Raw genomic sequence first — 22349 nt, 5'->3', positions numbered from 1 at the left:
TAATGCAACACCTGATTAACCATTTGTTGTCATTACCCCTACAACACAACATTGGCAGGACCACTTTTACACAGACTGTGACGCAGAGATGAGCGGAGACTCGCCCGCAGCGCAGGCTGTCTGGTCCCCAGGAGACCTGCATGAGCCTCTGGCAACAAAACTACGACCCGGCCGGCAATATCTGGCTGTCGAGCCTGATCGCATCGCTTCCGATCCTGTTCTTCTTCTTTGCGCTGATTAAGCTCAAGCTGAAGGGCTACCTCGCCGCGACATATACCGTTGCCATCGCCCTGATGGTGGCGCTGTTCTTCTACAAAATGCCGGCCGATCGCGCGCTGGCCTCTGTCGTTTATGGTTTCTTCTACGGCCTGTGGCCGATTGCGTGGATCATCATCGCCGCGGTGTTTGTCTATAAAATCTCGGTGAAAACCGGGCAGTTCGACATCATTCGCTCGTCAATCCTCTCCATCACGCCGGACCAGCGCCTGCAGATGCTGATCGTTGGCTTCTCCTTCGGCGCGTTCCTGGAAGGGGCGGCAGGTTTTGGCGCACCGGTGGCGATCACCGCCGCGCTGCTGGTTGGCCTGGGCTTTAACCCGCTGTATGCCGCGGGCCTGTGCCTGATTGTGAACACCGCGCCGGTGGCGTTTGGCGCGATGGGTATTCCGATTCTGGTCGCGGGCCAGGTGACCGGCCTGGACAGCTTTGAAATTGGTCAGATGGTTGGCCGCCAGCTGCCGTTCCTGACCATTATCGTCCTGTTCTGGATCATGGCGATTATGGACGGCTGGCGCGGCGTGAAGGAGACCTGGCCTGCGGTGATGGTGGCGGGCGGTTCGTTCGCTATCGCCCAGTACCTCAGCTCGAACTTCCTTGGCCCGGAGCTGCCGGACATTATCTCTTCGCTGGTCTCTCTGGTCTGTCTGACCCTGTTCCTGAAGCGCTGGCAGCCGGTACGTATTTTCCGCTTCGCCGATATGGGCGCCTCACAGGTCGATCAAACTCTGGCGCGTACAGGCTATACCGCAGGCCAGGTCATCCGCGCCTGGTCGCCATTCCTGTTCCTGACCGCCACCGTGACGCTGTGGAGCATCCCGCCGTTTAAAGCCCTGTTCGCCCCGGGCGGCGCGCTGTACGACATGGTGATTAATATCTCTGTGCCGTTCCTCGACAAGATGGTCGCCCGTATGCCGCCGGTGGTGCACGCCGCCACACCGTATGCCGCGGTCTATAAATTCGACTGGTTCTCTGCCACCGGTACCGCCATCCTGTTCGCCGCACTCCTTTCCGTGGTGTGGCTGCGCATGAAGCCTGCGGCTGCGGTGCAGACCTTTGCGGCGACCATTAAAGAGCTGCTGCTGCCGATTTACTCCATCGGCATGGTGCTGGCGTTCGCGTTTATCTCGAACTACTCCGGCCTGTCATCGACGCTGGCACTGGCGCTGGCCCATACCAGCCACGCCTTCACCTTCTTCTCGCCGTTCCTCGGCTGGCTGGGGGTGTTCCTGACCGGGTCAGATACCTCGTCCAATGCCCTGTTTGCCGCGCTGCAGGCAACGGCAGCCCAACAAATTGGCGTGTCGGACGTCCTGCTGGTGGCCGCGAATACCACCGGCGGCGTGACCGGGAAAATGATCTCCCCGCAGTCTATCGCCATTGCCTGTGCGGCGGTGGGACTGGTCGGTAAAGAGTCGGATCTGTTCCGCTTTACCGTGAAACACAGCCTGATATTTACCTGCATGGTCGGGGTGATCACCACCCTGCAGGCCTATGTCTTAACCTGGATGATCCCATGATAGTGATGCCCAGACGCCTGTCCGACGAGATTGCCTCTCGCGTGCGGGCGCTGATTGAAGAACAACAGCTGGAAGCGGGCATGAAGTTGCCCGCCGAACGCCAGCTCGCCGCCCAGCTTGGCGTATCACGCAACTCGCTTCGTGAAGCCCTGGCCACGCTGGTCAGCGAAGGGGTACTGGTGAGCCGTCGCGGCGGCGGCACCTTTGTACGCTGGCAGCATGACGACTGGTCCGAGCAAAACATCGTTCAGCCGCTGAAAACGCTGATGGAGAACGACCCGGACTACAGCTTCGACATCCTTGAAGCGCGCCACGCCATCGAAACCAGTACCGCCTGGCACGCGGCCATGCGGGCAACCGAGGCCGACAAAGAGAAGCTCAAAGCCTGCTTTGAGGCCACGCAAAGCAGCGACCCGGATATCGCCTCCCAGGCGGATGTGCGCTTTCACCTGGCGATTGCCGAGGCGTCGCACAACGTGGTCCTGCTCCAGACCATGCGCGGGTTCTTCGACCTGCTGCAATCCTCCGTGAAGCAGAGCCGCCAGCGCATGTATCTGGTCCCGCCGGTGTTTGCCCAGCTCACAGAACAACACGAGGCGGTGCTCAACGCCATTCTGGCCGGTGATGCCGAGGCCGCGCGCAAAGCGATGATGGCGCACCTGGGCTTCGTGCACACCACGATTAAACGATTCGATGAAGACCAGGCCCGACAGGCGCGTATTACCCGCCTGCCTGGCGACAGTGATATTTCCAGGGAGAACAAAGCATGATCATTTCAGCAGCCAGTGACTATCGCGCCGCGGCGCAGCGCATTTTGCCGCCGTTCCTGTTCCACTATATCGACGGCGGGGCGTATGCCGAATACACCCTGCGCCGCAATGTGGAAGACCTGTCAGAGGTGGCTCTGCGCCAGCGTGTGCTGAAGAATATGTCTGACCTGAGCCTTGAGACAAAACTGTTTAACGAGACGCTCTCCATGCCCGTGGCCCTTGCGCCCGTCGGCCTGTGCGGCATGTATGCCCGCCGGGGCGAAGTCCAGGCAGCCGCGGCGGCGGATGCCAAAGGCATTCCGTTTACCCTCTCTACCGTCTCCGTCTGCCCGATCGAAGAGGTCGCCCCGACCATCAAGCGCCCAATGTGGTTCCAGCTGTACGTCCTGCGCGATCGCGGGTTTATGCGTAACGCGCTGGAGCGCGCCAAAGCGGCAGGCTGCTCCACGCTGGTCTTTACCGTCGATATGCCAACCCCCGGCGCGCGCTACCGCGATGCCCACTCCGGCATGAGCGGCCCGAATGCTGCGATCCGTCGTTACTGGCAGGCAGTGACCCACCCGCAGTGGGCCTGGGATGTCGGCCTGAACGGTCGTCCTCACGATCTCGGGAATATCTCGGCCTACCTCGGTAAACCGACCGGGCTTGAGGATTACATCGGCTGGCTGGCGAACAACTTCGATCCGTCCATTTCCTGGAAAGACCTGGAGTGGATCCGCGAGTTCTGGGACGGCCCGATGGTGATCAAAGGGATCCTCGACCCGGAAGATGCCCGCGACGCGGTACGCTTTGGGGCAGACGGGATTGTGGTTTCTAACCACGGCGGACGCCAGCTTGACGGCGTGCTCTCTTCCGCGCGCGCCCTGCCGGCGATAGCCGATGCGGTGAAAGGCGATATCGCCATCCTGGCCGACAGCGGCATCCGCAACGGGCTGGACGTGGTGCGCATGATTGCGCTCGGTGCTGACACCGTGCTGCTGGGACGTGCGTATTTGTATGCCCTGGCCACCAGCGGCCAGGCCGGCGTAGCGAACCTGCTTAACCTGATCGAGAAAGAGATGAAGGTCGCGATGACGCTGACCGGCGCGAAAACAATCGGTGAAATCAGCAAAGACTCTCTGGTGCAGGAATTACGACAGTTACCGGCGGCGCTGGCTCCGCTTGCTCAGGGTAACGCAGCCTGAGTCTCCCCCCCTTAACACCTCTTTTTCACGCGCCCGATTCCCCCTCGGGCGCTTTTTTTACGTCGAAAATAACATCCAGGTAACATATTGGATAAGAAAATTTGACATCCCCCTGCCGTCCGCAATTGTATAGACAAGCAAATACAAGAACACAAAAACAACATCACATCAGAGGGGAGCGTATGACGTATTCAGGTAAGGTGGATCTTCAGCAGGTGATCGATGAAAGTCGCTTTTCAGGATTTCACTGGCTTCTTATTGTGCTGGGCTTTCTGGTTCTGGCGATCGATGGTTTCGATACGGCGGCAATGGGCTACATCGCGCCCACGCTGTCGGCAGAATGGGGGATCCATAAACAGGATCTGGGCCCGGTACTGAGCGCGGCGCTGCTGGGGCTGTCGCTGGGCGCGCTGATTGCAGGTCCGGTATCGGACCGGGTGGGACGCAAGCGCGTGCTGGTCTTCTCCTGCCTGTTCTTCGGCCTCGCGAGCCTGGGGACGGCCTGGGCGCAAAGCCTGAATACCCTGACGCTGTGGCGCTTTCTGACAGGCCTGGGGCTGGGTGCCGCCATGCCGAACGCCATTACGCTTATCTCCGAGTTTGCCCCCCAGCGCTGCCGCGCCATGGCGATTAATACCATGTACTGCGGCTTCCCCCTCGGTGCGGCAGGCGGCGGCGCGATCTCTTCATGGCTTATCCCCCACCACGGCTGGCGAAGCGTGCTGTTGACCGGCGCAATTGCTCCGCTGATTTTAACCCTGCTGCTGGCGCTGCTTTTACCGGAGTCGGTGAAGTTTCTGGTGCAGCGCGGGAAAGACGTTATGCAGATCCGCCGTATCGCCAGCCGGTTCTCCCGCAGCACGCTGGAGAGCGTCTCGGGCTTTTTCCTGGCGGAGGAGAAAACCGCGTCTAAAAAGGGGAGCGTGTCACAGCTGTTTTCCATGCCCTGGCTGCCCGGCACCCTGATGCTGTGGGTGACCTATTTTATGGGGCTGGTGATTTATTACGTCCTGCTGAGCTGGATGCCGACGCTGATGCAGGGGATGGGCTATGCCCTGGCGGAATCCGCATGGCTGACTTCGCTGTTCACCTTCGGCGGTACCGCAGGCATTCTGCTTGCAGGCTGGATGATGGACCGCTGGGAAGCGCACACGGTGGTCGCGGGCGGGTTTGTCCTGACGATGGGGCTGATCCTGCTGCTCGGTATGGAGCATAATCATATCGCCCTGTTTGGCGGGCTGATCTTCCTGATGGGGATCGCGATGAACGGCGCGCAATCGGGCATGCAAACCCTGGCCGCCACCTTTTACCCTACCGAGTGCCGTGCGACGGGCATCGCCTGGATGCAGGGGATCGGCCGCTTTGGCGGCGTGGCGGGAACCATGACCAGCGCCCAGCTTCTTTCCATGCAGTGGCAGGCAGACAGTATTTTAATGATCCTCAGCGTGCCCGCCCTGGTCGCCGCTGCGGCAACCGTCTACAAAATGCTGTACAGCCGCTCGCAGGAACCCGGCGTCGCGTAGTCCCTCTCTTTTCTGCTATTCTGCCCCCGCAATTAAGGGGGCAGCATGCTTAACATCGTTTTATTCGAACCAGAAATTCCGCCGAATACCGGCAATATCATCCGCCTGTGCGCTAACACCGGTTTTCGCCTGCATATCATTGAGCCGATGGGCTTTACGTGGGACGACAAGCGCCTGCGCCGCGCGGGGCTGGATTATCATGAATTTACCGCCGTGGTTCGCCATCACGACTACGCCGCGTTTCTGGAAACCGAAAAGCCGCAGCGCATGTTCGCCCTGACCACCAAAGGTACGCCAGCGCACAGCGCCGTGAGCTATCAGGAAGGTGACTATCTGATGTTTGGTCCGGAAACGCGCGGCCTGCCCGCCACGATTCTGGATGCCCTGCCCGCTGAGCAGAAAATCCGTATTCCGATGATGCCGGACAGCCGCAGCATGAACCTGTCGAATGCGGTGTCGGTGGTGGTGTATGAAGCCTGGCGCCAGCTGGGGTATGCGGGCGCCATATTACGGTAGGCCCGGTAAGCGCAGCGCCACCGGGCAAAATCTCAGATGCCGTCACCATACTCAAAGGTATGGTGGATGCCGTTGAAGTGCTGATCCATATCCATGGACGGTTTATCGCTGTCGGGTTTACCGACGATGCGCGCCGGCACGCCAGCGGCAGTGGTATGCGGCGGCACAGGCTGGAGCACAACCGAACCCGCGCCAATCTTCGCACCACGCCCGACTTCGATGTTGCCGAGGATTTTGGCACCCGCGCCGATCATCACCCCTTCACGAATTTTCGGATGGCGATCGCCGCTGGTTTTACCGGTACCGCCCAGGGTAACCGACTGCAGGATCGAGACGTCATCTTCAATGACCGCCGTTTCACCGACAACAATCCCGGTGGCGTGGTCGAGCATGATCCCGCGGCCAATTTTCGCGGCCGGGTGAATATCGACCTGGAAGGTCACGGAGACCTGGTTTTGCAGGAAAATAGCCAGCGCGCGGCGGCCTTCGTTCCATAACCAGTGGCCGATGCGGTAAGCCTGCAGGGCGTGGAAGCCTTTCAGGTACAGCAGCGGCGTAGAATATTTATCGACTGCCGGGTCACGCGTGCGCACGGCCTGAATATCACAGGCGGCAGAGGCGATCATTTCCGGGTCTGCGGCGTAAGCCTCTTCGACCACTTCACGAATGGCGATAGCAGGCATGATCGAGGAAGCCAGCTTGTTGGCAAGCATGTAGCTGAGCGCGCTGCCCAGGTTTTCATGCTTGAGTAACGTTGCGTGGTAAAAACTGGCCAGCATAGGCTCGCAGTCGGCCAACGCCCGGGCTTCGGCTTTAATATTATTCCAGACGATATCCAGTTCTTCACACGGCATTGCTAACTCCAGACGATAGTATAATGACCAGCCAGTTCTGCGCTGGCTGGGTCATTCAGGTGATAACGGTTCCGACTAGTTACTGCTGCGCTCGTCCTTGCGCGCACGGCCTAATAAGGTCAATGCTGCCTCGCGCGCATTTTTTCCGCAATACAATACCTGATAAATTTCCTCGGTTATTGGCATTTCGACACCAAACCGGTGCGCCAACTCGCGAACTTCTTTGGTATTGCGGTAGCCTTCAACCACCTGACCAATCTTCTCCTGCGCGCCTTTTACATCGCTGCCCTGTCCGAGCATCATGCCAAAACGGCGGTTACGAGACTGGTTGTCGGTACAGGTCAGCACCAGGTCGCCCAGGCCCGCCATCCCCATAAAGGTGGCTGGATCGGCGCCCAGCGCTTCGCCAAGGCGGGACATCTCGGTCAGCCCTCGGGTGATCAGCGCGGTACGCGCGTTGGCACCGAAGCCAATGCCGTCGGACATCCCGGCACCAATCGCAATCACGTTCTTCACCGCACCGCCCAGCTGTACGCCGATAAAATCGGGGTTGCTGTAGACGCGGAAGCTCTTGCCGCAGTGCAGCAGCTGTTGCAGATCGTCGGAGAAGGTCTGATCGGTTGATGCCAGCGAAATCGCCGTTGGCAGGCCAGCGGCCAGCTCTTTGGCAAAGGTCGGGCCGGAGATGACCGCCAGCGGGATATCATTACCCAGCGCTTCGCGGGCAACATCCTGCAGCAGGCGTCCGGTCTCGGCTTCCAGCCCTTTTGTCGCCCAGACAATGCGCGCATCCGGGCGCATCAGCGGCTTAATCTGACGCAGCACGTCGCCAAATACATGGCTCGGGACCACAATCAGAATGTTGCGGCTGGCCGCCAGCGCGGTCGCAAGGTCGCTTTCAAGGTGCAGGGAGTCGGGGAACGGAACGTCCGGGAGGAACGCCACGTTGCAACGGTCGCGCTGCAGCGTGGCGATATGTTTTGGATCGTGGCCCCAGAGAACCACTTCGTGACCATTTCTTGCCAGCGTGATGGCAAGAGCGGTGCCGTATGAGCCGGCACCGATCACAGTCATTGACGCATTAACAGTGCTCATCAGGCATCCTGATGTTGTTCAGCACCTTCGCCAGCCTGCTGCTGCAGATAGTTCATGAACAGCGCATCAAAGTTAACTGGCGCAAGGTTCAGTTGCGGGAATGTACCGCGAGAAACCAGGCTGGTGATGCATTCACGCGCGTACGGGAACAGAATGTTCGGGCAGTACGCACCCAGGCAATGCGCCATCTGGTTGCCTTCGATACCGCCGATAGAGAAGATGCCGCCCTGCTGTACTTCACACAGGAATGCAGTTTCTTCGCCCAGAGACGCGGTAACGGTCACACGCAGTACGACTTCATACACGTCATCTGCCAGCTGGGTAGATGCGGTATCCAGATCAAGTTTAACCTCTGGCTGCCAGTCTTTCTGGAAAACATGTGGCGCATTTGGCGCTTCATAAGAAACATCTTTGGTGTAGATGCGCTGGATCTGGAAAGTCATTTCGGTATTGTTTTGTTCTGACATGGAAAAACCCTTTTTAATTGTCCTAAAGTCTCTTAGCTCAGCAGCGGATCGAGTCCACCACGGGCGTCGAGCGCATACAAGTCATCACAGCCGCCAATGTGCTGCGCATCAATAAAAATCTGCGGAACCGTCGTACGACCGCTACGTTTGATCATCTCTTCGCGTTTGATCGCGTCACCGTCGATCGGCAGTTCCAGGAACGTGACGCCTTTGCTGTTCAGCAGCGCTTTCGCGCGATGACAGAACGGGCACGTCGCTTTGGTGTAGATCTCAATATTGGCCATGACTGAACTCCTTATTTACCGCGAACCAAAGGAAGATTCTCCCCGCTCCAGCCGGAAATACCTTCTTTCAGCACCGTTACGTTTTCGAAGCCCGCTTTATGAAGCGCGCTGGCAGATTCCTGTGCCTGCATGCCGGTCGCATCAACAACGATAATCGGCTGGGCTTTGTGTTTCTCAAGCTCACCGACGTTGTTCGCTTTGATTTCAGCTGGCAACAGGTTAATTGCACCCGCAATGTGACCTTTACGGAAATCGTCACGCTGACGCAGATCGACAACGACGGCATCTTCTTTGTTAATCAGACGCGTCGCTTCACCACGGGTGATAACCTTAATCTTAGACGTCAGGCTCTTAAATGTGGTGAACAGCACAGCAGCCAGCAGGCCAATCCACGCGATGCTCAGTACCGGATGGCGGCTAACGAATTGCATAATTTCTTGCATGGAGGGTAACTACTCCCGACTAAGTGATAAAAAAACCAGGACAGGAGTATACCTGTGCGTTCTGGCAAATACAGCCAGCGACCATAACCTAATCCATTTTCTGCGGCATGCCACCTAAAAAAATGCCTCAAAATGGTCTGGTCACCCCCTTGCCCCTGCGCTTTCTTTGATCTTCTGCGGCTATTTGATCGATTCAGCTGTAGTAAAATTACGCAAATTTTGACTCTTGAGCATGAGGTTGTCGCAATGTCGGTTTCTAAAAAACCTATGGTACTGGTGATTCTGGATGGCTATGGCTACCGTGAAGACAGCCAGGATAACGCTATTTTCAACGCCAAAACCCCGGTCATGGATGCGCTGTGGGCAAAACGTCCGCATACGCTGATTGACGCGTCTGGCCTGGAAGTGGGCCTGCCGGACCGCCAGATGGGCAACTCCGAAGTCGGTCACGTTAACCTGGGCGCCGGGCGTATCGTGTATCAGGATCTGACGCGTCTGGACGTTGAAATTAAAGAACGTACCTTCTTCTCCAACCCAACGCTGTCTGGCGCGGTTGATAAAGCCGTTGCCGCTGGCAAGGCCGTACACATCATGGGCCTGCTCTCTGCAGGCGGCGTTCACAGCCACGAAGATCACATCATGGCGATGGTTGAGCTGGCCGCTGAGCGCGGTGCGGAAAAAATCTATCTGCACGCCTTCCTGGACGGTCGCGATACGCCACCGCGCAGCGCAAAAGGCTCCCTGACAGCCTTCGAAGACAAATTCGCCGCGCTGGGTAAAGGCCGCGTTGCGTCCATCATTGGCCGCTACTACGCCATGGACCGCGACAACCGCTGGGATCGCGTAGAACAGGCCTATGACCTGATGACCCTGGCAAAAGGTGAATTCCAGTTCGCGACAGCCGTGGAAGCGCTGGAAGCCGCTTACGCACGCGATGAAAACGACGAATTCGTGAAAGCGTCCGTGATTCGCGCTGAAGGCCAGGCGGATGCCGCGATGGAAGATGGCGACGCGCTGATCTTCATGAACTTCCGCGCTGACCGCGCGCGCGAAATTACCCGCGCGTTCGTCAACAGCGACTTCGACGGCTTCGCCCGTAAGAAAGTGGTGAATCTCGACTTCATCCAGTTGACCGAATACGCCGCCGATATCAAAGCCCCATGCGCTTACCCGCCGGCCTCGCTGGCAAACACTTTCGGTGAGTGGATGGCGAAGAACGATAAGACACAGCTGCGCATCTCTGAAACCGAGAAATATGCGCACGTGACCTTCTTCTTTAACGGCGGCGTTGAAGAGCCGTTCAAAGGCGAAGACCGTATTCTGATTAACTCGCCGAAAGTCGCCACTTACGATCTGCAGCCAGAAATGAGTTCTGCCGAGCTGACTGAAAAACTGGTTGCGGCCATCGAGAGTGGCAAATACGACACCATCATCTGTAACTACCCGAATGGCGACATGGTCGGTCATACCGGGGTGATGGAAGCGGCGGTGAAAGCGGTTGAAGCGCTGGATAGCTGCGTTGAGCAGGTAGCAAAAGCCGTTGAATCCGTTGGCGGCCAGCTGCTGATCACCGCTGACCACGGCAACGCTGAACAGATGCGCGACCCGGCGACCGGCCAGGCGCACACGGCCCATACCAACCTGCCTGTTCCGCTGATTTATGTTGGCGATAAATCACTGAAAGCAGTGGAAGGCGGCAAGCTTTCTGACATCGCGCCAACCATGTTGTCGCTGATGGGTATGCCGATCCCTGAAGAGATGACTGGTAAGCCGCTGTTCATCGTGGAATAATCGCTCCCCATGAGGGGAAAGGCGATTTTTTCAATCACATGGGTCGTGAAGCCGCTTAGGTTATCAGTCAGACCTTTGCTTTGCGCCAGCGCACTCAGCGCTGGCGTATTGCTGTGCGCCGCATCCGCCCACGCGGATGACCGCGACCAGCTGAAATCCATTCAGGCCGATATCGCCGCTAAAGAGCGTGCGGTTCGCCAGCAGCAGCAGCAGCGCGCCACCCTGCTCGCCCAGCTTAAGCAGCAGGAAGAGGCCATCTCCGCCGCCGCACGTCAATTACGTGAAACGCAAAACACCCTCACCCAGTTGAATAAACAGATTGACGAGATGAACGCGTCGATTGCCAAACTGGAACGCCAGCGTGATGCACAAGAGCGCAATCTTGCGGCTCAGCTTGATGCCGCATTCCGCCAGGGTGAACATACCGGACTGCAGCTGATCCTCAGCGGTGAAGAGAGCCAGCGCGGCCAGCGCCTGCAGGCCTACTTTGGCTATCTGAACCAGGCGCGTCAGGAAACGATCGCGCAGCTGAAGCAGACGCGCGAAGAGGTCACCACGCAAAAAGCCGAGCTTGAAGAGAAGCAGAGCCAGCAGCAGACGCTGCTCTACGATCAGCAGGCCCAGCAGGCCCAGCTTGAGCAGGCGCGCAACGAGCGTAAGAAAACCCTTTCCCGCCTTGAGTCCTCCATTCAGGAAGGTCAGAGCCAGCTTGGCGAAATGCGCGCCAACGAATCCAAACTGCGTAACAGCATCGCCCGTGCGGAAGCCGCGGCGAAAGCGCGTGCCGAAAAAGAGGCGCGCGAGGCGCAGGTCGTTCGCGACAAGCAGCAGGAAGCGTCCCGCAAAGGGACCACCTACAAGCCAAGCGAAAGCGAACGTTCCCTGATGTCGCGTACCGGCGGCTTAGGCTCTCCTCGCGGTCAGGCTTTCTGGCCCGTTCGCGGCTCAATTCTGCATCGCTATGGCGAACAGCTGCAGGGTGAGCTACGTTGGAAAGGGATAGTTATCGGTGCGTCTGAAGGTAGCGAAGTGAAAGCCATCGCCGATGGCCGCGTAATTCTGGCCGACTGGCTGCAGGGCTACGGACTGGTGGTGGTGGTCGAACACGGTAAAGGTGATATGAGCCTTTACGGCTACAACCAGAGCGCGCTGGTCAGCGTCGGCACGCAGGTGCGCGCGGGCCAACCCATCGCCCTTGTGGGCAGCAGTGGCGGTCAGGGCCGCCCGTCACTCTATTTCGAAATTCGTCGCCAGGGTCAGGCGGTCAATCCACAGCCGTGGTTGGGAAGATAAGTTTTGCTTCAGTTTCGTCGAATGGTTTTCTCCGTCGTCAGCGCGCTGGCGCTGGCTGCTCCGGTATACGCAGGTAAGCTCGCTATCGTGATTGATGACTTCGGTTATCGTCCACACTATGAAAACCAGGTGCTGGCGATGCCGTCAGCCATCTCGGTCGCCGTCCTTCCGAATGCCCCCCACGCGCGTGAGATGGCGACCAAAGCCCACAATACCGGGCATCAGGTTCTTATCCATTTGCCAATGGCACCGCTCAGCAAGCAGCCGCTGGAAAAAGATACCCTCCGCCCGGATATGAGCAGCGATGAGATCGAGCGCATCATCCGCGACGCATACAACAAAGTGCCGTATGCCGTAGGGCTGAACAACCATATGGGCAGCGCGATGACATCGAGCCTGTACGGGATGCTGAAAGTGATGCAGGCGCTGGAGCGCTACAACCTCTATTTTCTCGACAGCATGACCATCGGCAACAGCCAGGCGATGCGTGCCGCTCAGGGAACGGGCGTAAAAGTCATTAAGCGCAAGGTGTTCCTGGATGATACCCAGAACGACGCCGATATTCGCGTGCAGTTTAATCGCGCGGTACAGCTGGCCCGCCGCAACGGCTCGGCCATTGCCATCGGTCACCCGCACCCGTCTACCGTTCGCGTCCTGCAGCAGATGCTGCCGACCTTGCCTTCCGATATCACTCTGGTTCGCCCGAGCGATCTTCTGAACGAGCCGCAGGTGGATACCTCTACACCGAATTCTGCACAGCCTGCACCGACAGCGCCGCGTAATCCGTTCCGCGGCGTGAAGCACTGCGTACCGAAGCAACCGCTTGAGCCGGTCTACGCGACCCGCTTCTTCTCTGTCATTGGCGACAGCATCAGCAACAGTACGCTGGTGAAATACGTCCAGCAGCAGTGGCAGGGATGGGGTAAGAAAGCGTGATGAGAAAAAAGCCACCATGACGGTGGCTTTTTTATTACTAAAGGTGGAAAGAACCCTCGAGGATCTGACTGTATATCGTCGGCAGGCCGTTATCTGTAGTTCGATATTGCTCTTTGTGTGAGAGCTTATAAATGCCCACGGGATCATTATTTAGCGTCATCAATGCCGCCAAATCAGGTTTTTCTGAGATGAACTGGCGAATCAAAAAACGATTATTCCCGGTGACCGGTTGTTGATCCATGACCTGACGAAACTGCGGATAGCGCTCGCGCGCATATAAGAAACTGTAATCGATCAGGAAGTACTCAATTAGAGTATCGTGGTGCTGCCAGTAGCAATACAGAATATCCCGTATCATCTTCACCAGTGAGCTTCCCTTTTGGGCGGCTAGAAAATAGGCCGTCCAGTAGCCCTGGCTCAATGCGTTTTCAGACGAATCAAAACGCAGCGATGAAAAACTATTCTCAAAAAATGTTTCCGGTACCGGCTTCGTCATGAACACCGTCGCATCCATCCAGATCCCGCCGTATTGATACAGCAGCGAACAGCGAACAATATCCGAGTATTGCGCCTTACTGATAAGCCCGGCGTGGTATTTCGTTTTGATGTGTTCAGGGAGAATAAGGTAGTCCGGGATATTCTCATCCGTCAGGATGATGACCTGCGCATCAGGCGTGTTACGTTGTACGGAGGCAATGCAGCGTTTCACCAACTCAGGTGCGCTATCCAGTCCCTGGAACCAGCAGATCCAGATAATGCGTGATTGCATCGGTTCCGTTGCGTACGAATCGTCAGGCTGAACCTTCAGGTCATCAATAACGCTAAAAATCGTCTCTTTTTTCTTCCGCTCAAAATGGCTGGCCGCACGCTGGAAGAGAGAGAAACCCGTTTTTTTGTGCCAGCGTCGGGTTTTCTTGATGAGCTTATTCGTTACATTGAGATTCATCATTTCACCTTATTCATTTCAGAATAGCTCTTTAAGCGTACGGCGAAACAGTTTCATTTTTAACTTAGCATCTTTTTTACGCCCACGTAAAAGGCAATTCATGCGCGTTGATTTAAAACCACGAAACGACATAAGCTGGAATAAATTATTGCTGCGAGTCACTTCAGACATATGCTGACGATATTTAAAATAGAGCTTACGGTACGCATTGTATTTTTTAACTTGTGACGTAATCCGATCGCTCCCGTGTTCAGCATCCACCATCGCCGTACTGAAACTGTATTTGATACCTGGGCCATATTTCAGAATTAATTTAATCCAGACATCGCGATCTTGTTGCTGTTTAATTTCAGGAGAAAACCCGCCTACGCCTAACAGTTTTTCTTTAGTGGTCAATACCTGATTGCCCACCACGTTCTCGCACAAAATATCCTGTAGCTCAATGATCCTTTTATCATCAGTATCCGGATAGGTGCGGTGGGTTTTGTCCAGCCTGGCGGGGGTATCCGTCACAAAGGCATACTTATCATCATACCGCTCAGCGAGTTTCGTCAGACGTTCTGGCAGGAAATAATCGTCGTCATCCAGTCCCGTGACAAACACACCGTGTGAAAGCGCATAGCCCCGGTTACGACTGAAGTTAGAACCGCTATTCTTTTCATTACGTTCGTAGATGAAATGCTCAAAACGCGCTTCACACTCTGCGCGCATGCGCTCTATCAGTTGAGCTGTTTTCTCATTAGAGCAATCATCAACAATAACCAGTTCTACCGCAGGATATGTCTGAGCAATAACTGAACGAATTGCGCGTTCCAGCAACGCCTCTCTGTTGAAGGTTGTGATGATGACTGAAATCAGTTCGTTCATGGCGGGCTCGTCTGGTAAAAGGTATTTCTCCATCGGGAGAATACCTTTTTCCCGATGGAGAATCAAAACGATTACTTAATGACCGTACGATGTTTGTTCTGTTCCAGGAAAACAACCGACATTATCAGCGTTAACATCCAGGCAACAGGGGTTGTTTTTGAATAGAACATCACGCCACCCACGCCGAACATAACAATCGAGACCAGGAAAGCGAATAGAATAATACTTTTTCTTTTACGCAGTGCATACCAACCAAGTGATATTACAAACAGAATATAAAGAATAAGACCTGAAGGGCCTTTTACAGAAAGCGTTTCAACGATTTCATTATGAAGATGTCCGCGAATGAAGCCCAGCGCGCCTGACAGGCTTGGATCCTTTTTTATTTCTTCCCGGATTATGATGTTACGCTCGTCTGTAGACTGCCATAAATAATTATTTTTAGACGCAATCAGCCCCGTCTTCCACATCGCTAAACGGGCACCAACCGAAGTCACACTGTTCGCTTTATCATAGGAAACAATATCATGGTTAAAGTCATTATAACGCTTTATCAGATTGTCTTTCATCATAAATGCGCCAGCCAGCAAAGCAATCAGGAAAACAGAAACCCCCTTCCACGGAATATGCTTTTCCTTGTACAGCTTCACCACCAGCAAGCCGAAGAAAATAACCGGATAGGTGAGAATGGCTGCCCGCGTTTCTGTTGCCACCAGTATCAGGAAGGTAATAAAAAAGTGCCCGAGTATAAAAAGCTCTTTCCATCTGCTTGAACTGTGTTGAAGCACCAGAATCGTGTAAAACGAGATAAATGCTATGGTATAGGCAGCCCCAGTCGCATCAGCCCCACCGGCAAGAGAGAGCGTTACCCTTTGCTTTTCAAGAAACAGGTGCTGGTATCCCGCGTAGCCAATAATCATCACCTGCAGTGCAATAATCAGCAGCATATGAATCTTATTGCTGCCAATTTTGAGCTGGTGCCTGCTCACAAACACAAAAATGGAGAATGCCCCAAACAGGCAGATCTTCCCGACTTCAAGATAAGCGCGATAGGAGTTGATCGCGGCACTATCAATCTTATACATCCGGTACCAGATCAGATCGCAAACCCCGATGATCAGCAGCACCAGACAAAGCCAGAATGCATCATTCTTTCTGAAGTTTTTAATATCCAACATGAAAATAACGAATGCGGTAATACCCGCCAGGCCCAAAATCTTAGCAGACAGATTAGGAGAAATAACTACGCAGCCAAAAGCAATTGCACACAGTCCAAAGAGTAATTGCATCAAAACAAACTGGACCTTATTTCGCTCTATATTAATCATCATCATTCCATTTCTAAAAAACAAAGCAGGCTAGCACCCTGATAAAACATATTTATCGCACCTGCGTTAACGAATATTCCGCCATTCATAGGACTTTCCGGTCGTGTCCAGCACGGTGACGTTCTTATTGTAACCGGCAAGCCAGGAGTGTACAGACTGGACAGGTTCTCCCTCCCGATGGATCCCAAGCCAAAGCTCAGCTAGCGTATTAATATCATCAGCTGACCAGACGGTATTGTAATCTCCGGTGTACTGCTTATCGGAGTCTACCTGCTGTCCATACCAGATAAACACTGGGATTTGCAGGGCCTCCCGTGGAGGATTAACGTTACCGTGGGAGTATGCTACAGCACGCTTCGGATCGCGAATCAGGCCATGATCGGAGAAATACATGACTGATGAACGCGAGTTTTCCAGCAGGCTAAAGACCTTGCCCATCAACGTATCCGTATATCGCACAGAGTTGTCATAACAGTCATCAGCTTCATTATCACCGTGCAACACCGCCTGGCTGGCCGGGAAGCGTCGGCAGGAAGGTTCATGGCTTCCGTACAAATGCAGAACGATCAATTTTTTGCCTGACGTTTTTAGCGCATTCTGCAACAGCGGCAGAAGGTCTTCGTCATAACCCCCGTCAATCCATTCATGCTGTTTCGTGTTCAGGGCAATTCCGGTAATGACGTTATTATGCGCCCCTCCTTTGCCCTGGCGACTAAACCAGTAAGTGTTATATCCCGCTTTGTTAGCGATATTGACGACGTTATCGCCATATTTGCGCGGATCGCGTGCATTCACGGTATCCGCAGTCATCGCCAGCGGTACCGCCATAATTGTGACCGGTGCAGGCGTCACGGCATTGCGGAACAGTAAAAGTTGTGATCTATATTTCTCCAGTTCAGGAGTCGTATCTCGTTGATAACCATAGATACTCATATTTGCCGTACGCTCTGACTCTCCAATAATCAACACATAATTCTCGATGCCAGTATCGGATAGCGTGATTTTATAATCAGGAATGTTTTTACCGATGTTAGCCACCACGGCATTATCTTCGATGGCCTGCATAAAGACTTTTGACGTGCTGACAGGCGTCGCCTGAACTACGCGCTGCGCCAGGCTTTCGACACTGCTTTTCCTGAGTTGATGCTGTAAAGCCTGACCATAAAAAGCCAGCAGCGTGACGGCAAGCGCAATGACGGGCCAGCGACGGAAACGCTGCGCGACAGGCCACATGCCGGTATTGGCGGTATAAATGAACAACGCAGACAGGGCGATAAAAATCAGGCAATCGCGCCAGTATAGACCGAGCATCGAACTTGCTTCACCTGGTGTCGTATTCAGTACGCTCAGTGCAAACCCATAACTAAACGCAGAATTGAAATTACTCCATGCATATAACTGTAAAGTAATATCTGCCGCAACCGGAATTAATAAAATAATCGCCAGTACATTCCTGATTAATTTATTGTTTATACATTTTAACGTCAGCAATATTAGCACGAAGACCAGCGTACGATTAATCACAGCATTATATTTAGCATGAATAATATTAACGCCAATGACTATTAGCAGAGAAATAACCACTGTAAAGAAAGCGGTAAATCGCGAAGGAGTGTCAACCAACTTCTGTGAAAACAGTGTGGACATAATGACCTGATTAGCCTGGCAATATCTTTCCTGACGTAATCATTTTGACTGCCAGAATGAACGTGCGGAGAAGACAGAATGGAGAAAATTTCGCCAAAAGTTAACAAGTAACTTCTGGAAAGTCAAACCGCTAAGGGAAAGTGCTGGCACCCGTAAAAGCGATGCCAGCAGGCAGATTTAATCCCAGCTCAGAATTACTTTCCCGGACTGCCCTGAACGCATTGCGTCAAAGCCTTTCTGGAACTCATCAATGGAGAAACGATGAGTGATAATAGGTGATAGATCCAGACCAGACTGAATCAGCGCCGCCATCTTGTACCAGGTCTCGAACATCTCACGGCCATAGATGCCTTTGATGAACAGTCCTTTAAAGATGACTTTGTTCCAGTCGATAGACATATCTGACGGCGGAATACCCAGCATTGCGATGCGGCCACCGTGGTTCATGGTATCCAGCATCGTGCGGAACGCCGGCGGCGCACCGGACATCTCCAGACCCACGTCAAAACCTTCGGTCATGCCCAGCTCTTCCATCACGTCGGTCAGGCTCTCTTTCGAGACATCCACCGCGCGGGTCACGCCCATTTTGCGCGCCAGCGACAGGCGATACTCATTCACATCGGTGATCACGACGTTACGCGCACCCACGTGCTTTGCCACCGCTGCGGCCATAATGCCGATGGGGCCCGCGCCGGAGACCAGCACGTCTTCGCCGACCAGATCGAAAGAGAGCGCCGTGTGTACCGCGTTGCCGAACGGGTCGAAGATGGAGGCCAGATCGTCAGAAATGTTGTCCGGAATTTTGAACGCGTTAAACGCGGGGATCACCAGGTATTCTGCGAAGCAGCCCGGACGGTTCACGCCCACGCCAACGGTGTTACGGCACAGGTGAGTACGCCCGCCGCGGCAGTTACGGCAGTGGCCGCAGGTGATATGACCTTCACCGGAGACGCGGTCGCCAATTTTGAAGCCTTTCACTTCCTGGCCGATACCGACCACTTCGCCCACGTACTCGTGACCGACAACCATCGGTACCGGAATGGTTTTCTGCGACCACTGGTCCCAGTTATAGATGTGAACGTCAGTACCGCAGATAGCCGTTTTACGAATTTTGATCAGCAGATCGTTATGACCGACTTCCGGTTCCGGCACGTCGGTCATCCAAATCCCTTCTTCCGCTTTCAGTTTGGATAACGCTTTCATCACACGTCCTCAGGCAATGACGCCCAGCTGTTTGCCGATGCGGGTAAAGGCTTCCACCGCACGTTCAATTTGTTCAGGCGTATGCGCCGCAGACATCTGGGTGCGGATACGCGCCTGACCTTTTGGCACCACCGGGAAGAAGAACCCGGTGACGTAAATACCTTCTTTTTGCAGTTCGCGGGCAAAGTTCTGCGCGATAACCGCATCGCCCAGCATCACCGGAATAATGGCGTGGTCAGCACCGGCAAGTGTGAACCCTGCTGCGCTCATTTTTTCGCGGAACAGGCGCGCGTTGGACCACAGGCGGTCGCGCAGCTCAGCGCCGGACTCCACCATCTCCAGCACTTTGATGGAGGCAGACACAATGGCTGGCGCCAGGGAGTTGGAGAACAGGTACGGACGGGAGCGCTGACGTAGCCACTCAACCACCTCTTTACGCGCGGCGGTATAGCCGCCGGACGCGCCGCCGAGCGCTTTGCCCAGCGTACCGGTGATGATGTCCACGCGGCCCATCACGTCGCAGTATTCGTGCGAGCCGCGGCCGTTTTCGCCGACAAAGCCGACCGCGTGAGAGTCATCGACCATCACCAGCGCGTCGTACTTGTCTGCCAGGTCGCACACGCCCTTCAGGTTAGCGATCACGCCGTCCATGGAGAACACGCCGTCGGTGGCGATCAGCACGTGGCGAGCGCCCGCTTCACGCGCCTCTCTCAGGCGAGCTTCAAGCTCAACCATGTCGTTGTTGGCGTAGCGGAAACGCTTCGCTTTACACAGGCGCACGCCGTCAATGATAGAGGCGTGGTTCAGGGCGTCGGAGATAATTGCGTCTTCGGCTCCAAGCAGGGTCTCAAACAGACCGCCGTTGGCATCGAAGCAGGAGGAGTACAGAATGGCGTCTTCCATTCCTAAGAAGTTCGCCAGCTTTTGTTCAAGCTGCTTGTGGCTGTCCTGGGTACCGCAGATAAAGCGTACGGAGGCCATACCGAAACCGTGGGTGTCCATGCCGTTTTTCGCCGCGGCAATCAGCTCAGGGTGATTCGCAAGACCTAAATAGTTGTTCGCACAAAAGTTGATCACGTGGCTGCCGTCGGCAACGGTGATGTCCGCCTGCTGAGCAGACGTGATAATACGCTCTTCCTTGAACAACCCTTCCGCACGTGCGGTGTCGAGGTCGCTGTTTAACTGTTTGTAAAAATCACCACGCATTGCAATTCTCCAGACTCGGCAAATTTCGGGACATATTACCCAAACCTATAGTTCATGACGAGATGACACATTATCTCTTGTCGTTTTTGCAGCATAAATCACGTGTACCCCTGCTGCATATCGGTGAATGGCTGAAGACCGGGCATTGTAATGATATGATAAAGACATTAGCGTCCGGGATTGTCCCCGGGCTCAACACTTCAAAGGTTACAGTTATGATCATCGTTACCGGCGGCGCGGGCTTTATCGGCAGCAATATTGTTAAGGCTCTTAATGACAAAGGCATCACCGACATCCTGGTGGTTGACAACCTGAAAGACGGCACCAAGTTCGTCAACCTGGTGGATCTGAACATCGCTGACTACATGGATAAAGAAGACTTTCTTATCCAGATTATGGCAGGCGAGGAGTTCGGCGAGATCGAAGCTATCTTCCATGAAGGTGCCTGCTCTTCCACCACAGAGTGGGACGGCAAGTACATGATGGACAACAACTATCAGTACTCCAAAGAGATCCTGCACTACTGCCTGGAGCGTGAAATCCCCTTCCTGTACGCTTCCTCCGCGGCAACCTACGGCGGGCGCACCTCGGACTTTATCGAGTCCCGCGAATATGAGCAGCCGCTGAACGTCTACGGTTACTCCAAATTCCTGTTCGACGAGTACGTGCGTCAGGTTCTGCCAGAAGCGAACTCCCAGATTGTGGGCTTCCGCTACTTCAACGTTTACGGGCCGCGCGAAGGTCACAAAGGCAGCATGGCAAGCGTAGCATTCCACCTGAATACCCAGCTGAATAATGGCGAAAGCCCGAAACTGTTCGAAGGCAGCGACGGCTTTAAGCGCGACTTCGTTTATGTGGGCGACGTTGCCGCAGTAAACCTGTGGTTCTGGGAAAACGGCGTATCCGGCATCTTCAACCTGGGTACCGGCCGCGCGGAATCCTTCCAGGCGGTGGCTGACGCCACTCTGGCGTACCACAAAAAAGGCAGCATCGAGTACATTCCGTTCCCGGACAAGCTGAAAGGCCGCTACCAGGCGTTCACTCAGGCCGATCTGACCAACCTGCGCGCAGCGGGTTATGACAAGCCGTTCAAGACCGTTGCCGAAGGCGTAACGGAGTATATGGCCTGGCTGAACCGCGACGCGTAAGTATGAGAATTCTGGTGATCGGCCCGTCATGGGTGGGCGACATGATGATGTCGCAAAGTCTCTATCGCACGCTCAAGGCGCGCTATCCCCAGGCGATAATCGACGTGATGGCACCCGCATGGTGCCGTCCGCTGTTATCGCGTATGCCGGAAGTGAATGAAGCTATCCCGATGCCGCTTGGCCACGGGGCGCTGGAAATTGGCGAACGCCGCAAGCTCGGCCATAGCCTGCGCGAGAAGCGCTATGACCGCGCGTATGTCCTGCCAAACTCCTTTAAATCTGCCCTGGTGCCCTTCTTTGCCGGCATCCCACACCGTACTGGCTGGCGCGGTGAAATGCGCTACGGCCTGCTGAACGATGCGCGCGTGCTGGATAAAGAAGCCTGGCCGCTGATGGTGGAGCGTTACGTGGCGCTGGCCTATGACAAAGGCGTGATGCGCAGCGCGAAAGACCTGCCGCAGCCGCTGCTCTGGCCACAGCTTCAGGTTAACGAGGGTGAAAAATCCCACACCTGCAACGCGTTTGGACTATCGTCTGAACGCCCGATGATTGGCTTCTGCCCTGGCGCCGAGTTCGGCCCGGCAAAACGCTGGCCGCACTATCACTATGCGGAGCTGGCGAAACAGCTGATTGACGAAGGCTACCAAATAGTTCTGTTCGGTTCGGCAAAAGACCACGAGGCAGGCAATGAAATCCTCGCGACGCTCAGTAACGAACAGCAGGCATGGTGCCGCAACCTGGCGGGAGAAACCCAGCTTGAGCAGGCGGTTATCCTGATTGCCGCCTGTAAAGCCGTGGTTACCAACGACTCAGGCCTGATGCACGTCGCCGCTGCGCTCGACCGCCCGCTGGTTGCGCTGTATGGCCCAAGCAGCCCGGACTTCACGCCTCCGCTTTCCCATAAAGCGCGCGTCATTCGCCTCATCACCGGTTACCACAAAGTGCGCAAAGGCGATGCCGCAGAAGGCTATCACCAGAGCCTGATCGACATTACCCCGCAGCGCGTTCTGGAAGAGCTTAACGAACTGCTGTTGAGCGAAGAAGGATAACGG

The 22349-nt window shown here is 55.2% G+C and carries 21 protein-coding genes; 10 read left to right on the top strand and 11 right to left on the bottom strand.

The window, feature by feature from the left end:
* Window positions 1-140: 140 nt before the first annotated feature.
* From lldP to trmL, 5 genes are all read left to right on the top strand, one after another.
* A complete protein-coding gene (lldP, locus tag ACWHWP_RS00990; protein WP_063957915.1) occupies window positions 141-1796 on the top strand; it encodes an L-lactate permease in 1656 nt (551 codons plus the stop codon).
* On the top strand, window positions 1793-2566 hold the full coding sequence (lldR, locus tag ACWHWP_RS00985; RefSeq protein ID WP_014882013.1) for a transcriptional regulator LldR: 774 nt from the start codon (window positions 1793-1795) through the stop codon (window positions 2564-2566). The genes lldP and lldR overlap by 4 nt, the downstream gene beginning before the upstream one ends.
* Entirely contained in the window at window positions 2563-3750 is a 1188-nt protein-coding gene (lldD, locus tag ACWHWP_RS00980; RefSeq protein ID WP_063431722.1) for an FMN-dependent L-lactate dehydrogenase LldD, read from the top strand. The genes lldR and lldD overlap by 4 nt, the downstream gene beginning before the upstream one ends.
* 182 nt (window positions 3751-3932) lie before the next feature.
* Window positions 3933-5273, top strand: a complete 1341-nt coding sequence (locus tag ACWHWP_RS00975) for an MFS transporter (RefSeq protein ID WP_447854918.1) — start codon at window positions 3933-3935, stop codon at window positions 5271-5273.
* 45 nt (window positions 5274-5318) lie between these two features.
* On the top strand, window positions 5319-5789 hold the full coding sequence (gene trmL, locus ACWHWP_RS00970) for a tRNA (uridine(34)/cytosine(34)/5-carboxymethylaminomethyluridine(34)-2'-O)-methyltransferase TrmL (RefSeq protein ID WP_059312380.1): 471 nt from the start codon (window positions 5319-5321) through the stop codon (window positions 5787-5789).
* 32 nt (window positions 5790-5821) lie between these two features.
* Here the strand turns inward: trmL and cysE are convergent, their stop codons facing one another.
* The 5 genes from cysE to ACWHWP_RS00945 all read right to left on the bottom strand — a co-directional run bounded on the left by cysE (window position 5822) and on the right by ACWHWP_RS00945 (window position 8932).
* Window positions 5822-6643 carry a serine O-acetyltransferase gene (cysE, locus tag ACWHWP_RS00965; protein ID WP_008502718.1) on the bottom strand — a complete coding sequence of 274 codons (822 nt, stop codon included), beginning with the start codon at window positions 6641-6643 and terminating at the stop codon, window positions 5822-5824.
* 75 nt (window positions 6644-6718) lie between these two features.
* Window positions 6719-7738, bottom strand: coding sequence for an NAD(P)H-dependent glycerol-3-phosphate dehydrogenase (gene gpsA, locus ACWHWP_RS00960; RefSeq protein WP_059312381.1), 1020 nt, complete (start codon window positions 7736-7738; stop codon window positions 6719-6721).
* Window positions 7738-8205: a protein-export chaperone SecB gene (gene secB, locus ACWHWP_RS00955; protein ID WP_047347582.1), complete on the bottom strand. Its 468-nt coding sequence runs from the start codon at window positions 8203-8205 to the stop codon at window positions 7738-7740. Before secB ends, gpsA begins: the two co-directional genes overlap by 1 nt.
* Before the next feature lie 32 nt (window positions 8206-8237).
* Entirely contained in the window at window positions 8238-8489 is a 252-nt protein-coding gene (gene grxC, locus ACWHWP_RS00950) for a glutaredoxin 3 (protein WP_447854917.1), read from the bottom strand.
* Window positions 8490-8500: 11 nt separating this feature from the next.
* On the bottom strand, window positions 8501-8932 hold the full coding sequence (locus ACWHWP_RS00945; protein ID WP_023309913.1) for a rhodanese-like domain-containing protein: 432 nt from the start codon (window positions 8930-8932) through the stop codon (window positions 8501-8503).
* Between the two features lie 246 nt (window positions 8933-9178).
* Between ACWHWP_RS00945 and gpmM the strand changes: the two genes are divergently transcribed.
* From gpmM to ACWHWP_RS00930, 3 genes are read left to right on the top strand one after another with little or no spacing between them, the layout of a single operon-like run.
* Entirely contained in the window at window positions 9179-10723 is a 1545-nt protein-coding gene (gene gpmM / locus ACWHWP_RS00940) for a 2,3-bisphosphoglycerate-independent phosphoglycerate mutase (protein WP_063957917.1), read from the top strand.
* 33 nt (window positions 10724-10756) lie between these two features.
* Entirely contained in the window at window positions 10757-12016 is a 1260-nt protein-coding gene (gene envC / locus ACWHWP_RS00935) for a murein hydrolase activator EnvC (RefSeq protein ID WP_447856613.1), read from the top strand.
* Between the two features lie 3 nt (window positions 12017-12019).
* Entirely contained in the window at window positions 12020-12952 is a 933-nt protein-coding gene (locus ACWHWP_RS00930) for a divergent polysaccharide deacetylase family protein (RefSeq protein ID WP_059312384.1), read from the top strand.
* Between the two features lie 37 nt (window positions 12953-12989).
* Here the strand turns inward: ACWHWP_RS00930 and ACWHWP_RS00925 are convergent, their stop codons facing one another.
* From ACWHWP_RS00925 to kbl, 6 genes are all read right to left on the bottom strand, one after another.
* Window positions 12990-13901, bottom strand: a complete 912-nt coding sequence (locus ACWHWP_RS00925) for a capsular polysaccharide synthesis protein (RefSeq protein WP_235836453.1) — start codon at window positions 13899-13901, stop codon at window positions 12990-12992.
* Window positions 13902-13916: 15 nt separating this feature from the next.
* Entirely contained in the window at window positions 13917-14765 is an 849-nt protein-coding gene (locus ACWHWP_RS00920; protein WP_063431747.1) for a glycosyltransferase, read from the bottom strand.
* Between the two features lie 71 nt (window positions 14766-14836).
* The gene (locus ACWHWP_RS00915) at window positions 14837-16099 is read right to left on the bottom strand and encodes an O-antigen ligase family protein (RefSeq protein WP_321221033.1); all 1263 of its coding nucleotides are present in this window, start codon (window positions 16097-16099) and stop codon (window positions 14837-14839) included.
* 60 nt (window positions 16100-16159) lie between these two features.
* On the bottom strand, window positions 16160-17740 hold the full coding sequence (locus ACWHWP_RS00910) for a sulfatase-like hydrolase/transferase (RefSeq protein WP_447854915.1): 1581 nt from the start codon (window positions 17738-17740) through the stop codon (window positions 16160-16162).
* Window positions 17741-17917: 177 nt separating this feature from the next.
* Window positions 17918-18943 carry an L-threonine 3-dehydrogenase gene (tdh, locus tag ACWHWP_RS00905; protein ID WP_447854914.1) on the bottom strand — a complete coding sequence of 342 codons (1026 nt, stop codon included), beginning with the start codon at window positions 18941-18943 and terminating at the stop codon, window positions 17918-17920.
* Window positions 18944-18952: 9 nt separating this feature from the next.
* Window positions 18953-20149, bottom strand: a complete 1197-nt coding sequence (gene kbl, locus ACWHWP_RS00900) for a glycine C-acetyltransferase (protein ID WP_447854913.1) — start codon at window positions 20147-20149, stop codon at window positions 18953-18955.
* 215 nt (window positions 20150-20364) lie between these two features.
* On the opposite strand from kbl, the gene rfaD reads away from it, so the two are divergent.
* Together rfaD and rfaF are read left to right on the top strand one after the other, a co-directional pair.
* Window positions 20365-21297 carry an ADP-glyceromanno-heptose 6-epimerase gene (gene rfaD / locus ACWHWP_RS00895; protein WP_008502707.1) on the top strand — a complete coding sequence of 311 codons (933 nt, stop codon included), beginning with the start codon at window positions 20365-20367 and terminating at the stop codon, window positions 21295-21297.
* Window positions 21298-21299: 2 nt separating this feature from the next.
* The gene (rfaF, locus tag ACWHWP_RS00890; protein WP_047347573.1) at window positions 21300-22346 is read left to right on the top strand and encodes an ADP-heptose--LPS heptosyltransferase RfaF; all 1047 of its coding nucleotides are present in this window, start codon (window positions 21300-21302) and stop codon (window positions 22344-22346) included.
* The last annotated feature ends 3 nt before the right edge of the window (window positions 22347-22349 follow it).

The organism is Enterobacter sp. WI-ESBL-E8, from assembly GCF_053364895.1.
This window is presented reverse-complemented; position numbering and strand designations above follow the sequence as displayed.